General features: G+C 42.6%; 14 protein-coding genes and 4 tRNA genes. 9 read left to right on the forward strand and 9 right to left on the reverse strand.

From position 1 onward, the window contains the following. Positions 1-501 precede the first annotated feature (501 nt). On the forward strand, positions 502-963 hold the full coding sequence (locus tag FTV31_RS13230; protein WP_180015261.1) for a hypothetical protein: 462 nt from the start codon (positions 502-504) through the stop codon (positions 961-963). A 51-nt stretch (positions 964-1,014) separates the two neighbouring features. On the opposite strand, the gene wrbA is transcribed toward FTV31_RS13230, so the two are convergent. Beyond that, positions 1,015-1,611, reverse strand: coding sequence for an NAD(P)H:quinone oxidoreductase (gene wrbA, locus FTV31_RS13235; RefSeq protein WP_166135591.1), 597 nt, complete (start codon positions 1,609-1,611; stop codon positions 1,015-1,017). A 113-nt stretch (positions 1,612-1,724) separates the two neighbouring features. Between wrbA and FTV31_RS13240 the strand changes: the two genes are divergently transcribed. Next, the gene (locus tag FTV31_RS13240) at positions 1,725-2,972 is read left to right on the forward strand and encodes a YihY family inner membrane protein (RefSeq protein WP_159122614.1); all 1,248 of its coding nucleotides are present in this window, start codon (positions 1,725-1,727) and stop codon (positions 2,970-2,972) included. A gap of 127 nt (positions 2,973-3,099) precedes the next feature. On the opposite strand, the gene FTV31_RS13245 is transcribed toward FTV31_RS13240, so the two are convergent. The 3 genes from FTV31_RS13245 to FTV31_RS13255 all read right to left on the reverse strand — a co-directional run bounded on the left by FTV31_RS13245 (position 3,100) and on the right by FTV31_RS13255 (position 5,463). Next, complete coding sequence (locus tag FTV31_RS13245; protein WP_180015263.1) at positions 3,100-4,038, reverse strand: DMT family transporter; 939 nt, start codon at positions 4,036-4,038, stop codon at positions 3,100-3,102. A 259-nt stretch (positions 4,039-4,297) separates the two neighbouring features. Next, the gene (locus FTV31_RS13250) at positions 4,298-4,939 is read right to left on the reverse strand and encodes a fumarylacetoacetate hydrolase family protein (RefSeq protein ID WP_180015265.1); all 642 of its coding nucleotides are present in this window, start codon (positions 4,937-4,939) and stop codon (positions 4,298-4,300) included. Positions 4,940-4,965: 26 nt separating this feature from the next. Further along, a complete protein-coding gene (locus FTV31_RS13255; protein WP_180004383.1) occupies positions 4,966-5,463 on the reverse strand; it encodes a YcxB family protein in 498 nt (165 codons plus the stop codon). Positions 5,464-5,623: 160 nt separating this feature from the next. On the opposite strand from FTV31_RS13255, the gene FTV31_RS13260 reads away from it, so the two are divergent. After that, a complete protein-coding gene (locus FTV31_RS13260; protein WP_180015267.1) occupies positions 5,624-6,925 on the forward strand; it encodes an SRPBCC family protein in 1,302 nt (433 codons plus the stop codon). Between the two features lie 101 nt (positions 6,926-7,026). Here the strand turns inward: FTV31_RS13260 and FTV31_RS13265 are convergent. From FTV31_RS13265 to FTV31_RS13285, 5 genes are all read right to left on the reverse strand, one after another. Continuing rightward, positions 7,027-7,103: transfer RNA gene (locus FTV31_RS13265), tRNA-Arg, on the reverse strand. A gap of 232 nt (positions 7,104-7,335) precedes the next feature. Next, positions 7,336-7,941: a dihydrofolate reductase family protein gene (locus FTV31_RS13270; RefSeq protein WP_180015269.1), complete on the reverse strand. Its 606-nt coding sequence runs from the start codon at positions 7,939-7,941 to the stop codon at positions 7,336-7,338. A 117-nt stretch (positions 7,942-8,058) separates the two neighbouring features. Beyond that, a tRNA-Arg gene (locus FTV31_RS13275) sits at positions 8,059-8,135 on the reverse strand. Between the two features lie 49 nt (positions 8,136-8,184). Then, positions 8,185-8,261 (reverse strand) — tRNA-Arg (locus FTV31_RS13280). 13 nt (positions 8,262-8,274) lie between these two features. After that, a tRNA-Ser gene (locus FTV31_RS13285) sits at positions 8,275-8,364 on the reverse strand. Positions 8,365-8,625: 261 nt separating this feature from the next. On the opposite strand from FTV31_RS13285, the gene rnr reads away from it, so the two are divergent. The 6 genes from rnr (at position 8,626) to FTV31_RS13315 (ending at position 15,479) form a co-directional block, all read left to right on the forward strand. After that, positions 8,626-11,073 carry a ribonuclease R gene (gene rnr / locus FTV31_RS13290; protein WP_180015271.1) on the forward strand — a complete coding sequence of 816 codons (2,448 nt, stop codon included), beginning with the start codon at positions 8,626-8,628 and terminating at the stop codon, positions 11,071-11,073. Between the two features lie 357 nt (positions 11,074-11,430). Beyond that, positions 11,431-11,733 (forward strand): hypothetical protein, encoded by a 303-nt coding sequence (locus FTV31_RS13295; protein WP_180015273.1) that lies wholly within the window; start codon positions 11,431-11,433, stop codon positions 11,731-11,733. An 83-nt stretch (positions 11,734-11,816) separates the two neighbouring features. Next, on the forward strand, positions 11,817-13,856 hold the full coding sequence (locus tag FTV31_RS13300; RefSeq protein WP_180015275.1) for a M3 family metallopeptidase: 2,040 nt from the start codon (positions 11,817-11,819) through the stop codon (positions 13,854-13,856). 40 nt (positions 13,857-13,896) lie between these two features. Continuing rightward, the gene (locus tag FTV31_RS13305) at positions 13,897-14,109 is read left to right on the forward strand and encodes a YheV family putative zinc ribbon protein (RefSeq protein ID WP_180015280.1); all 213 of its coding nucleotides are present in this window, start codon (positions 13,897-13,899) and stop codon (positions 14,107-14,109) included. A gap of 14 nt (positions 14,110-14,123) precedes the next feature. Next, positions 14,124-14,543, forward strand: a complete 420-nt coding sequence (locus FTV31_RS13310) for a hypothetical protein (RefSeq protein WP_034169654.1) — start codon at positions 14,124-14,126, stop codon at positions 14,541-14,543. A gap of 60 nt (positions 14,544-14,603) precedes the next feature. Then, the gene (locus tag FTV31_RS13315) at positions 14,604-15,479 is read left to right on the forward strand and encodes a DMT family transporter (protein ID WP_179992774.1); all 876 of its coding nucleotides are present in this window, start codon (positions 14,604-14,606) and stop codon (positions 15,477-15,479) included. Positions 15,480-15,634: the final 155 nt, after the last annotated feature.

Raw genomic sequence — 15,634 nt, forward strand, 5'->3', positions numbered from 1 at the left:
TAAAGTCGTAAATTTTTATTTTATTAGCATTTCTAGAAATAATAATAAATATCACATATTAAATAAAATATAATTAATCAATTACCCTGAAAGGCATTTATAAAGAAATTCTGTTCTATAGATATTTTTTCGTATCAATATACCAATTGTCTTTATCAGCTCGCATGACCAGGGACTTCTTCTTACATTTAGCCCCGGCTCAAAACTATCCAAACAAAGAAATGCTCGACTAAAACCCATAAAAAAAGTGCATTGATACCTTAACCCTACATATTACTCGCCCCATAGAGTAAAAAATTATAAAAAGTGGAAAATGCATGTATTTACAACTCAACTAAACTTCTCTGAATTAAACTCTACTAGAATCAAATTGGTACGAAATGTTCCTGACTTCAATATTCAGAACCGACATACTGTTAAGCAGGATGTGCTGAATAATTGCTTGTCTAAGTAAGATTCCATATCACACATTTGCTTAAAATGAATAAATACTAATCGCTGATGGAAAATCCTATGCAATGTCCTAAATGTGGTTCAACGGAAATTGAGCTACGTGATCACGAAAAGAATTTGAAAAAAATTGGTGGTATTTTAATGACCTCAGCCGGCGCCACGGCCGGTACAGTGGGTGGCGCAGCCTCTGGCGCTTCAATTGGCGCTGCCATTGGTACAGTCGCAGGTCCTTTAGGGGTAATTGTAGGCGGCACGGTGGGAACCTTCGTAGGCGCAATCAGCGTAGGCATTACTGGGGGCGTGGTCGGAAACTTCTTAGGTAAAAAAGCAGGCGTTTCAGTAGATCGTAATCTGTTTCTGGATTATCAGTGTCTGAATTGCAAACACAGATTCAGTCAAAAAGATCAAAAAGATCAAAAAGATCAAAAAGATCAAAAAGATCAAAAAGATCAAAAAGATCAAAAAGATCAAAAAGATCAAAAAGATCAAAAAGATCAAAAAGAAGATTAATAAAATCAAGGAAATGAAGCTGATTCTTCATTTCCTTTTTTAATTAATTTCTTAAGCCTGATAGAGTTTTAAAGCAACTTCGGCCAGACGTTTACCCTGTACTTCACACAAAATTTTCTCATCCTGGCTTAAGCCTTGGTCATGTCGCGGGCCACTAACATGACTTGCGCCATAAGGCGTGCCACCACTTTTAGTATTAGACAAAGCTGGTGTCGCATTGCTTAATCCCATGATCATCATGCCATGATGAAACAATGGCGGTAGCATCGTCAGTAAAGTACTTTCCTGTCCGCCATGCATTGAGCCTGACGCGGTAAAAACACAGGCTGGCTTACCATGCAAAGCACCATTCAGCCATAAGCTGGTGGTCTGATCCCAGAAGTATTTCATTTCTGAAGCCATATTCCCAAAGCGGGTGGGTGAACCTAATGCCAAAGCAGCACACTGGGCAAGATCATCTAAAGTACAGTAGATATCGCCTTCTGCCGGAATACTCGGCTCTGCTTCTTTCACCACCGTCGCAATATTTGGAACAGTGCGAATTTTTACAGCCATCCCTGCTGCTTCAACACCATTCGCAATCAGATGTGCCATTTCTTTGGTTGAGCCATATTTGCTGTAATATAAAACAAGGACATAAGGTTGCATAAAGTTCTTATTCATTACTTAAAAAAATAAAACTATACGGTATTTCGCAACTTTTTTGGGTAAGCTGAAGAATGAAAATTCATGATGAATAAAAAAATTGAGATTGAAAGCGCATGATCGTTGAATATTTAAAGAAGTTACCTTTTTATGAAAAACACTGGTTTCAATTTATTTTATTTGTACTACGGCGTTTTGAGGCTGACCGGTGTCGTGAGCAGGCTGGTTCACTGACCTATACCACCCTGTTTGCGGTAGTCCCGATGCTGACTGTATTTCTGGTCATTATCTCTTCAATCAGGGCATTGGAACCGGCTCGACAGCAACTCCAGCAGCTGATCTATAGTAACTTTTTACCTAAAACAACGATCGCTTTCGATAAAGCGCTAAATGCCTTCACGGAGAAGTCCAGCAATTTAACTATTATCGGTATTCTTTTCTTATTCATCACCACAGTACTGATGCTCAGTAGCATCGAAACGGTCTTTAACCGGATCTGGCGTGTGACTGAAACCCGCGGTGGCATTATCGGTTTTATGCGTTACTGGACCATTATTTCACTCGGTCCAATTTTGCTGGGCAGTGCCTTTGTGATCTCATCAACCTTGGCCTCCATGAATATTCTCAGTAATAACTTTGCCGGTTATGAACTGGATGGCGCCTTTATTCTCTGGGTAATATCTTTTTCTCTGACCGTGCTTGGCTTTTTTATTCTGAACTGGACTATTCCCAATCGGAGTGTACCGCTCAAATCTGCTTTTATTGCCGGTCTATTTAGTGCCATCGTATTTGAGCTATTAAAAAACCTGTTTGGCTTTTTGATGTCAAACTTTACCAGTTATGAAATTGTTTACGGAGCTTTCGCAGCTGTCCCTATTTTCCTGCTCTGGATTTATCTGTCCTGGATTATTGTATTGCTGGGCGTGGAAATCAGCTATGCCCTGACTGCATTCGAATCTGGACAGGACAATAAGCGCCATCCAATCGTCATGTTGCTGGATCTATTAGAACTGTTTTATAAAAAGCAGAAAACTGGTGAAAGTGTCAGTGAAGCCCAGGCACTAGAAGTTTTGGGACGGGATGAAATTGGACGCTGGCCTAGCTATGTCAGCATGTTTGAAAAACAGAATCTGATTAAACGTACAGATGACAATGAATATGTGCTGGTACGCGATCTGGATCAGGTCAGCTTCTGGAATTTTTATCTACAGCTTCCTTATCCATTGCCGCGCAAACAGCATCTGACTGATGTGCATACTGATGATCTCTGGATGCAAAAGTTCTCACCTAAACTGAATGAAACTGATCAGTTTCTGGAAGAAAAGCTCAGTTTTCCATTATCAGAACTGTTCCGCAGTAAATAAATTCAATCCTCTCTTTTGAGAGGATTTTTTTAAATGAATTGGATCAATTGTCAGCAGATAATCATCCTTGCTGTCATTAAAGCTATAATCCAAAAACTAAGTGTCGTTATTTTCATTGACCGGATTTTTATATAGAGGTTTGAGTCTTGATCTGAGGCTCAGGCTTCTTTAACCATCCCTGTAAACTCACCAGAATTACACCCAGCATTACCATACAGGTCCCGACAATAAAATTGATCTCGACATGCTCATTTAGAATTAACACGCCAAACAGCATGCCAAATACTGGGGTTAAAAAAGAAAATACTCCTAAGCGTGAAGCCAGGTAATGTTTCAACATCCAGAACCAGATTAGATAACTGGCAAAGGAAATCACCACCGTATGAAAAATCAGGCTGGAAATCGACAAAGTTGTCCATTGAATACTGGCTTGCCCAGTCAAAAAGGATAAAGGTAACAACACCATACCAGCGATCAGCAATTGATAGAATAAGGTCTGGGTCGCAGGCGCTTCAGCTAGCCGACTAAGACGCACACTCACGGTTGTTGCTGCCCAGAACACGCCAGCCAGCAGTGCCAGAAAATCTCCCCATAAGGCATGAGATTGTAGAGCAGATCCCGTCTGGGGACGCAGCAGGAAACTCACCACAATACCACTAAAGGCAAGAAAAATTCCTCCCCATTGCACATGAGACAAACGTTCCGCCGGCAGTTTCCAGTGCAAGCCTAAAGCCACAAAAATCGGTGCAGTATAGAGCAAGACAATGGTATGCGAAGCTGAGGTATAACGCAGCGCCTCACCCACCAGATAAAATTCAGCGGCAAACAGCACACCAACCAGTAAACCCGCAGATAAGTATCGTGCATTCCAAAGCTGACGGCGTACACTCTGCTGAATTAAAGGATAAACCATAAGTGCAGATAAGGCTGAACGTAATGCAATTTGCATCAGGGCAGAAATATCACTGGCCGCCCACTTCAGTACGACCTGCTGCAAACCCCACAACATACACAGTACAAACATGATGGCAGATGCTTTGACATCTAGTGCCTGACGATGATTCAAATATATTCCCGTTCTTGATTGGAGCCGCTACATACTAAAACTGTTAGAAGTAGAAGATATAACATCAAAATAGACATACGATGGGGGGATTCAGGCAATATTCGTGATGCGTAAAAAACGATTTAGACGCTATCCAATTTATATCTAGAAACTGAATGGCAACCGTGCCTGATCAGTCTGATAAATTATCCCTTGCTCATTACACTTTTCTAAACAAAATAAAGGAGCCCTTCGGCTCCTTGATCTCAAAAATCCGGTCTTACTTTACAAATGTCGTCCAGACATAATCCTGATTTTGGCCTTTTAGGGTCATTTTCAATTGATCACCAGATTGCAAGGCTGCCACCCCTGCTGGTGTACCGGTCATCACTACATCACCTTCTTCCAGTGTAAATACCTGACTAATGTCTGCCAATAAAGTTGCAATATCAAAAATCAATAAAGCTGTATCGCCTTTTTGACGCAGCTCATCATTGATCTCCAGCGTATAGTGCACATCTTTCCAGTCAGCAATCACATCACTTACTGGCACCCAGTCTGCGAGTATACAAGAACCATCAAAAGCTTTGGCCCGTTCCCAAGGTTGACCTTTTTTCTTAAGGTCATCCTGCAGATCACGTAAGGTCAAATCCAGACCTAAAGTCACAGCACCAATTGCCTGCAAAACTTTGGCAGGATCATTTTCCTTGCTTAAGGTACGGTCAATACGCAAACTTAGTTCACACTCATAATGACAGTTACCCCAGTCCGGATTCCATTCAATACCAGCATCCAGTGATGTCAAAGCACTCGGTGGCTTGATAAACAGCACAGGACGATCAGGTACCGCATTTCCAAGCTCTTTGGCATGGTCAGCATAACTGCGACCGACACAAACAATTTTTGATGGGCGTGTACTCATGATCTCTTTCCTGTTCTTGATCTGTCTTATTTCTTGAAGGTATTTTCGAAAATGCTTTGCTCAGTACCATCTTTAAAGGCACGTTTTGGCACAATCACCACTGTACGGTTTTTCAGTTCCAGCATATAGGTCAGCTTGCCGATAGCAAAACTTTGTACTTCATTATAATGCACGACCTTGCTACGTCCGTTATTGAAAATTTCTGCATAGTCCTGAAACAGGTCAATGCCTTGTTCACTTTTTCCAAACTGATATTTTACAAACTGGCGCTTAAACATCATCGGCAGGAACCAGTAGCGCATGATGCCCTGTAAAATCAGGAAGAAGGCACCCAATGCCACATAATAACGGCCAACCCCATTCAGGTCCATTGAGAAGCCCCAGATAATAATCCCGATGCTAACCAAAGGCGTCAGAAAGCGTGAAATCTGTTTTTTGCCAAAAGTGGCCAGAGCAAATCCATCCTGAGATTCTTCTAAAGTAAGATAATAACGGGTGGATAAAGTCGGTGCTGACTCAGTCATAGCATTACATCAAAAATATAAAATCCTGATCCATACTATATCAAAATATGCTTAAAACTCATGGCTTATGCTATCAATTACATAACTTTGCTTTGGAAATAACTGAATTTAGTTTTAAATAAATCATGATTAAAACAAAAAACACACAATAGGATATTGGATGAAAGGATTGATCCCCTATTTGCTGATGAGTAGTACCTTATTTGCAATCTCACCAGCTTTCGCAAAAATAACACCATGGACTCCTAATCTGCCAAGTAGTCTTGATGTATTTCAAGGCAATTCTCAGCAACTGGCTGAACTCACTGGCGAGCGTATCCTGATTTATGCGCATCCCGCCGGCAAAACCCATCTACCGACTTTTAAAACGGCTTCTAGCAGCAAATCCCAGTTTTATAGTGCGGCTGTAGTCTTGCCTGCATCCGAAGCACAAGTCGAAAAATTACTGCAACATTATCCGAATTATGTCGGCCTGTTTCCGACCCTGAAATCCGCCAAAGTGATTGAACAGCAAGGTAGCATTCAACAAGTCAAATATCAGGTGCATATTCCTACCCCAATTCCAGTCTTAAATTTTAAAGAAACTGTGGTGATGCAGCATCATCTGGAAAATAACAGTATCAGCACACTAATTCTGGACGCGCCAATTCCCTATGGGGCCGGAAAGCTGGAATGGTTTGCACTGAGTCCCAATAGAACCTTAGTGACGGTGACGCAATGGGGCGATCTGAACCAGCCACAAGGTTTTCTGTTTAGCAAGATTCTAAATGCCCTGCCTGAAGCCAAACTTGGTATTCCCGCCGGCACCAATGCCTTTCTGATTGAAGCTTTACAGCAACGTTTTAAATATCCTGCTGCTACAGCTTTAAATACGGCAGTGCCTCAAGTCCAACTCAGCAATCAGCAAACCCAGAAAATTGCCCAGCTTAGTCAAAAATCAGGACAGCCCGTCAGTTTTATTTTGCCGAATTATCAGGTCAAGGCCGGTAAAGGTTCAGAAAATCTAAGATTCAGTACTACCTATCAATATTTCTCGCATCCAACTGAGAAGTTGCAGCCCTGGTTATCGGCTCAGGCCAGCCAAAAACTCTTTCCGCGACAAATCAAAAAAGTGGAACTGAACCCAGTCGATCCGCAAAGTATTGATGCCAACTACAAGGTATCAGTCGGCTTGGGCGTCATTCAGATTCCCTTTAATTTTAAAATGCGTTTTGAACAGCCAAATACCTTACAAAACCAGTTCTATGCCAATGGCGGAGATTTAAAATTTGTACGAGGTGGAATGAAGCTTTTGCCACAATCTCAGGGAACGCTATTCCAGATCACCAGTTCCATGAAAATTCATGATCAGGCGCCTTTTTTACTGAAAGCCATGCGCAGCCTTCCCTATCATGACATGTTGCCGGCAGTTGGTGGCAATACCGTCTATGCCTTAAAAGTACAGCAAAAATTAAAATCTTAAGTTTATTTCTAATTATTGGTTTTTTATATGAAAAATTAAAAAACTGAAGACGTAAAAAAACCGCATCAATGTGCGGTTTTTTCAGAATTCTTTATCAAGATTGGTGCGCTCAGAGAGATTCGAACTCCCGACCCCTTAGTTCGTAGCCAAGTGCTCTATCCAGCTGAGCTATGAGCGCGACGTCTTGATGGGGTGCATTATATAGAGTTTTCAGCACTTGTTAAGTGTTTTTTAATAAAATCACAACCGAACGTACAGTAATTAAACGATACTGCAATATTTCAGTTTTTTTAATGAAAATTCCTGCGGATTTAGAGTTAAAAACAATAACCCAGACTTGGCGAGATTTCAGGATTAGCTAAATTAATCTTTCAGTTACCTCATATTCATTTGCTCACAGCCTAATAGAGCTATTCTCCAACCAGGCCAGTTTTAACCTTGCCTGCCCGCTGATAACAGCTCAATACCACGCCATTTGAAGTCACTTGATGATCTGTCAGTGCAAATGCTGCTGGCATAGAGTCTTCAGCAAATAGACGTTTTCCTTTGCCCAATATTATAGGAAAGGTCATTAAATAGAGTTCATCCACAAGATCATGTTTAAAAAGCGCCTGTACCACTGCAGCACTGCCATACACCCGAATATTCCCCTCCCCTGAAGCCTTCAGGTTAATGATCTCATCGATACTTTTTAGAAAGATCGTATTTTGCCAGTCCGAGCGCTCTAGACTGGTAGATAGCACATATTTATTCACTTCATTAATTCCTGGCCAGTCTTCAGCATGCTTCGGCCAGTAAGGCTCAAAAATCTGAAAGGTATTCTTACCAATCAGAATATCGGTGGACTGCATCCATTTTTGCATGATGCGATCAAATGCTGCATCGGGTTCAGCACTAAAATACGGCGCCACCCAGCCACCATATTGAAAGCCACCAGATGTATCTTCTTCCGGGCCGCCGGGTGCCTGCATTACACCATCTAGAGTCAGAAATTCCTGGACAATAATTTTTCTCATTACGCTGCCCTTATTTTTATTGAGTCATCTAGGATTTATTTTTAGCATGTGATTCAGGCGGATTCTGTAAATTTTAGGCACAAAAAAACCGCAACATGTGCGGTTCATTGTTCAAGTTGGTGCGCTCAGAGAGATTCGAACTCCCGACCCCTTAGTTCGTAGCCAAGTGCTCTATCCAGCTGAGCTATGAGCGCGTAACTTGTGTCGTCTTTATTAGACTGCGTTATTTTCCGGTTTACTTATTGGTGCGCTCAGAGAGATTCGAACTCCCGACCCCTTAGTTCGTAGCCAAGTGCTCTATCCAGCTGAGCTATGAGCGCGACATAAGTAAAGTGGCGGTGAGAGAGGGATTCGAACCCTCGATACAGTTGCCCGTATGCGTCCTTAGCAGGGACGTGGTTTCAGCCACTCACCCATCTCACCGTAACGTGCCGCCATAATACAAATTTCGGCATAGCACTGCAAGCACAGCTTGAAAAAAAACTGCATATTTTTGCTCGTTTAAATACTTTTTAAACAATTTCCCTGTTTTTAGTCATTTAAGTCCTGAAAAAACCCGATAAATTTCCAGTTATCTAAAATTAGCCAAAAATCGAAAACTTAAACAGATTATTGCAATCATTTACGTGCAGTCTGCACTGACATGACTTATGCTAAACCTATCTCCAAGGACACTTTAAAGATATGATGAAAAATTGGGTCGATCCTGAAGCAAAAGCTGAAGCCGAACGTTATGACAACCCTATTCCAAGCCGTACCCTGATTCTCGAAACTATAGAAGAAAAAACTGCCCTGTCCCATGCCGACCTGGTGGAATATTTTGAAATTGCCGATCAAAAAAGTATTGATGCCCTGAGCCATCGTCTGATTGCGATGGTACGTGACGGGCAATTGATGAAAGACGGTTACAAGTTCCAGATCGCGGCGGAACAGCCTGAGCATGAAGCAACGGTGTATATCAACTCCAAGGGAAGCGGCACAGCCAATATTTCAGGTGAAGATGACCTGCTCTTACCTGAGCGTGAATTGCGTCAGGTCTTTAACGGTGACCGTGTCAAAGTCCGTCAGACCTCAGTAGACCGCAAAGGCAAAGCCTGGGGCTTTATTACCGAAGTCTTGCAGCATCGTGTCAAACAGATCATTGGGAAAGTGTCTGAATATGAAGGCGAATACTTTGTTCAGCCAGCCCATCCAAATGCACATCAGCCTATTACTCTAGAAAAAGAGCTGATCGAGCATGCTAAGGTCAAAGTTGGCGATTCAATCCGCGTGGCAATTGACACCTACCCGACTAAAGAAGAATTTGCGACTGGCCATATTGTGCAGTCGATGGCAGACAAAGCCGATACCGAAATCATCATTCCACAGACTATTCTGGAATATGGCCTGCCATATGAATTCCCTGAAGAAGTCTTGAAAGAAGCGGAAAGCTTTAAAGAGCCTTCTGCCAAAGACCGTGACGGCCGTGTCGATCTACGTGATTTAGCGCTTGTCACCATTGACGGTGAAGATGCACGTGACTTTGATGATGCGGTCTATGCAGAAAAACGTCCGGGCGGTGGTTATCGTGTGGTCGTAGCGATTGCTGACGTGAGCCATTATGTACGTCCAGGCAAACCACTGGATGATGAAGCTCAAGAGCGCGGGACATCCGTGTATTTCCCGCACTTCGTTTTACCAATGTTGCCTGAAGCACTCTCTAATGGCCTGTGTTCATTAAATCCGAATGTCGATCGCCTGTGCATGGTTTGTGACCTGAAATTGTCACGTGCTGGTCGAGTGACCGGGTATGAATTCTATCCTTCGGTGATGCATTCCAAGGCACGTCTGACTTATGACCAGGTCGCGAAGTATTTTGAAGGTGATAGCACAGCAATCACTGAAGATCGTAGTGTACGTAAATCACTAAATACCCTGTTCCAGTTGTATCAGATTCTAAAAGGCTTACGTGCTGAACGTAATGCAATGGAATTCGAAACCATTGAAACCTATATGACTTTCGATGAGCTGGGTGGTATCAATGAGATTCTGCCACGAACCCGTAATGATGTGCACAAGCTGATTGAAGAATGTATGTTGCTGGCCAACGTTGCAGCAGCTGAATATGCATTAAAAAATGAAATACCGATGCTATACCGTGTGCATCAACCACCAGAGTTCTCACGTATCCAGAAAGTTCGTGATTTCGTGAAGCTGCTGGGTCTGCCATTCCCGGAACAGCCAACCCAGGCCGATTATCAGGCAGTGATTGAAGCGACCAAAGACCGGATTGATGCACCAAGTATTCATGCCGTGTTATTACGCTCCATGATGCAGGCCTATTACGGTGCCGACAATGCCGGTCACTTTGGTCTGGCTTATGAAGCGTATACACACTTCACTTCTCCAATTCGCCGTTATCCGGATCTGTTATTACATCGTGCCATCAAAGCTCATTTGAGTAAAAAGCCATATCCAATTTCAGGTGCATCTTTAGATGATGCCGGTGAGCATTTCTCAGCAACAGAGCGCCGTGCTGATGAAGCATCCCGCTCTGTAACGACCTGGCTGAAATGTCACTATATGCAGCAGCATTTAGGTGAAGAGTTTGTCGGCATTATCAGTGCAACAGCTGAATTTGGTTTGTTTGTCACGCTGAAAGACCTCTATGTCGATGGTATGGTGCATGTTAGCCAGTTGGGCGATGACTTCTTTGTCTTTGATCAAAGCAGCCAGAGTCTGGTCGGCCAGAACCGTGGCCAGATCTTTGGTCTGGGTGATGAAGTCAAGATCAAGGTCGCTGGAGTCAATCTGGAAGAACGCAAAATTGACTTTGAATTGATCCAGCAACTGACTCATGCGGGTCGTCCAATTCGCGCCCGTGCTCCACGTGTCGCAGAAAAAAAACCTGCACCACGTCCGGAAGCAAAAGAGGAAGTCTTCAATAATCATGAGCGTGCGCAAAAAGCCCAGCCCAGTGATGATGGAGAACAGCCCATACGACGCAAAAAAGACAAATCCAAGCCCAGTTCCTACAGCAAAAAGCCTGCTAAAAAATCTGCAGGAAAGTCTGAAGCAAAGGCTAAAGATAAAGTAAAGAAAAAAGCCAAGATCAAAAAGAAAAAGTCGAATGCAAAAGCCAAGACTGAATAATTTTTGATGATCAAAAAAAGAGCGCTACGGCGCTCTTTTTATTTTATAATTCAGTTAAATAAAGATTAAAAAAATACCATGCTTATTGCATCAAATAATAAACAACATTTGCATATCTATGCGATTCTAATTTTTACGATTTTGATCCTCAGTGGCTTTATTGCGCTCAAGTATTTTAATTTTGTAGCAACGCCACATACGAAGTATTTTGCATTGATTATAAGCTGTGTCATATGTATTGGGATATTGCTGTATTTTTTCAGACTCAAACAGCATGGTTTATGGTTTCCACCTTATCATTGGCGTAATTTCAGAAAGTGCCCCAAATTTTATAGTCTTTTTATCTTTCCTTCGGTCATGATCTCAGCACTTTGGATTAATCTGACCACCTATCCACCCTATCTTTATACGAAGCTGACAGGCGAAACTAACAGTATTTCGATTACTACTCAGGCTGGGAAATTCAAAGGTGTTCGAAATCATATCTCTTATGCCTTTGACACAGAATATAGACATTTACCGGTTATGGAGTTATCTGCTTCTGAGTTTCTGCTTTATCAAAATAAACCCGTTGAACTACAGCTTAGGCTTACAACAAGTAATTTAGGCAGCAGTGTGCATGAGATTGAAGAGATCAGGATCCAGTCTGAAGTCGAATAAATAATACCGTCGTATGCTTGATTTCCCTGCCAATAAGCCCTACATCTAGATTTAACACAGGAAATGACTTCGGCAGAAACGACATGACATTAGAAAAAGCAACTTTACCCGTTCCACAATTCGATCAGATTACGCTGGCAGATCTTAAACAAAAAATTGAAAACTGCATTCAGCAAGGTTTGCAATTTCTAAATGAACTGAACCAGACACCTGATACTGTCCAGGAACAACTTGCGGTCCTGAAACAGGTTGATACGCTAGAAAATAATATGAGCGAGTCCTGGGGTGTTTTGTCGCATCTCAACGCAGTCATGAATAATAGTGAAACCCGTGATGTCTATCAGGCATTATTACCGGGTCTAAGTGATTACTATACCCAGTTGGGCCAGCATACGGCGCTATATCAAACCTATCAGCATGTACAGGATGCACCGGTCTTCAATGAACTGCCGGAAGCTCAGCAAAGTGCAATTAAACTGGCGCTACGTGACTTTAAATTGTCAGGTGTGGCCCTAGAGGGTGAAGCAAAAAAACGCTATGCAGAAATTTCTGCACGTTTGTCACAACTTTCCTCAGATTTCTCCAATCATGTACTGGATGCAACTCAAGCTTATTTCAGACCGCTTAAGGAAGAAGAGTTAGCAGGGCTGTCTGAAAGTAATATTGAACTCTTAAAACAATATGGCCAGCAACGTGAACTGGATCAGCCGGTTGCCACTTTAGATTTCCCGTCTTATCTGGCCATTATGACTCATGCCGAAGATCGTGGCCTGCGTGAAGAACTCTATAAAGCCTATACCACACGCGCGTCAGATCAGTCAGAACAGACTGAGTTTGACAATACTGCCATCATGGAAGAAATCCTGAAACTACGTCAGGAAATGGCAGCACTATTAGGCTTTAATAATTATGCCGAATATTCACTGGCCAGCAAAATGGCGCCAAATGTCGAAGCTGTGGATGAATTCCTGCGTGATCTGGCGGAACATGCCCGTGCGCCTGCTGAACAGGAAGTGGCTGAACTGAAAGCGATTGCTGCTGAAGATGGTATTACTGAATTAAAACCTTGGGACAGCAGTTACTATTCTGAAAAGCTGAAAATGCAGCAGTTTAATCTGTCTCAGGAATCGCTAAAACCCTATTTCCCGGCTCCAAAAATTCTGCAAGGTCTGTTCAATATCCTGAAACGTTTATATGACATTCAGGTGGTTGAACGTGAAGCGCCTGTCTGGCATCCAGATGCACGTTATTTTGAACTAGAAGACCAAGGCGAAGTGATTGGCGGTTTCTATTTCGATCTCTATGCACGTCAGGGCAAACGTGGCGGTGCCTGGATGAGCGGCTTCCGTTCACGCATGCAAATTGCTGAAGGTCTGCAAAAACCGATCTGTTACATGGTGGCAAACTTTACTCCACCAGTTGGTAACCGCCCTGCACTACTGACTCATGATGAAGTGATTACCCTGTTCCATGAGTTTGGTCACGGTCTGCATCATATGCTGACAGAAGTGGACAATATTGCCGTGGCTGGTACACATGGCGTGGATTGGGATGCTGTCGAACTACCAAGCCAGTTTATGGAGTTCTGGGCCTGGGATCAGGACAGTTTAAACCTGCTCAGCGAACATATCGAAACCAAGGAAGTCTTACCTGCTGACTTGTTAAAAGCCTTACTGGATGCCCGTTTCTTCCAGTCCGGTATGCAAACTTTGCGTCAGCTGGAATTTGCTTTATTCGACCTGACCATTCACCGTGCCAATCCGGCATTGAATGCTGAACAGATTCAGGCAACCTTGAACGAAATTCGTGAAAAATATGCCGTTTTACCTACTACAGCATATAACCGATTCCAGCACAGCTTCAGTCATATCTTCGCGGGTGGATATGCAGCGGGCTATTATTCTTATAAATGGGCAGAAGTTTTGGCCAGTGATGCCTTCGATCGCTTCGAAGAAGAAGGAATTTTTAACACTGAAACTGGAAAACAGTTTAGACAAAAAATTCTAGCAGTTGGCGGAAAAGATACAGCACTTGACGCATTTATCAATTTCCGCGGACGCGAGCCAAAAATAGATGCTTTGTTACGTCATCAAGGTTGGACGAACCGCTCTAAAAACGCTTAAACTACGTTTTTAAGTAAATCACAGGGTGAGTATAATGGCTATCAAACGTCGTTTCATTGCAGGCGCAAAATGTCCTAAATGTCAGGCGTTGGATCGGATCGTTATGCTGACCTCTGGTGAAGCTGAATGGATTGAATGTATCGAATGTGGGTATGAAGAAAACCGTCCTACCCATATCGAGGAACCTGAGTCACCAACCGTTCCGGATGAAATTGGTGTGATTCAGTTTAAACCCCGTCAGCCAAAAGAATAATTTCGGGAACCTAAATGACTCTAGATCATCGACAAAATCCTAAACTTTTATGGGGAATAGTGAGTGGATTAATTGTTGTGATTATTGCTGTTTTAATAATTACACAGTTTTTTCTCACGCAAAATGAAACATTACCGGCACATCAGGGTGACTTGATGCACGCACCGGTGACACAAGCCGCACCTAAAGCAGAACCTGAACCGGAAGAAATTGTGCCTACTTCTGAAAATGTCTTGGTCGATGCCTCTATTATAAGAGAAGAAGTCACTGAAAATGCCACTTTGGCGAAAGAAGAAATTGCCAAACTGGAAGATATTCAGCAACAGCTCAATGAGCAGGAAAAAAGCCTGAAGCAACAGCATAGTGATGCGGATGAGCTGATTAAACTCAAAGAGGAACAAATCAAGTTACTCGAAGCACAACTGGCACAATAGTCAGAATGAGTTAGGGATTTTCAGCTAGAATATCCACAGATTTTCTAGCTAAGTTCCCTCATGAGTGTAGCCTCTCCCTCGCATCTGGTTAAGGCAATTGTCTTTCTGACCTGTTCCGCTTTTTTGTTTTCAGTCATGGGCGTCTGTATCCGCTTCGCCTCACACACCGTTGACAATGCCACTGTGGTATTTTTCCGGAATTTTGTCGGCCTGTTTATTTTTCTTCCTTTAATCTTCAATAAAGGCATTAGCTTTTTTAAAACTGAAAAACTCTGGATGCACACCTGGCGTTCTGTCGCAGGTCTGACGGCGATGTATGGCTTTTTCTATGCCATTGCACATTTAAAGCTCTCCAATGCCATGGTCTTCACCTATTCCTCACCGATTTTTATTCCATTGATTGCTTGGCTGTTTCTAAAAGAAAAAGTCACTCAAAGCATGTTACTGGCTGCTGCGATCGGTTTTATTGGCGTGTTGTGCGTAGCTAAGCCTGATTCCGGTTTATTTAACCTAATGTCTGTGATTGGCTTGAGTGCCAGCTTCTTGGCTGCTATGGCTTTTGTCACGGTTCGCGCATTGACCCAAACTGAACCACCAGAACGAATTGTGTTTTATTTCTGTCTGATCGGCACCCTGATTTCCATGATTCCAATGTTCTGGCATTGGCGTCCTTATACCCTGACTGAACTCGGTTATTTAATTGCAGCCGGTTTATTGGCAAATACCAGCCAGTTATTTCTATCCAATGCTTATAAACTGGCACCTGCTGGTCAGATTGGACCAGTGAACTATATTGCGATTTTCTTCGCTGGCTTATGGGGCTATTTATTCTGGCAGGAAGTTCCGGATCTCTATAGCCTGCTCGGACTAGGGCTGATTTTTTGTGGGATTTTACTCTGTAGTCCTGTTTTACAAAATAAGCTTAGGCTGCGTTAAGGCCACAATAAAAAAAGCACCCGAAGGTCACTGCTGTCCCATAGTTTGCTTTAAATAAAAAAACCTGAGTCCTAACAGTTAAAATATGAGTGCAAACAAACACTTTAACGACCAGGATTCAGGTTTTGTCACATCAGAATACCGTATTTCATGAG

The sequence above is a fragment of the Acinetobacter sp. YH16031 genome (assembly GCF_013417335.1).
Taxonomy (GTDB): domain Bacteria; phylum Pseudomonadota; class Gammaproteobacteria; order Pseudomonadales; family Moraxellaceae; genus Acinetobacter.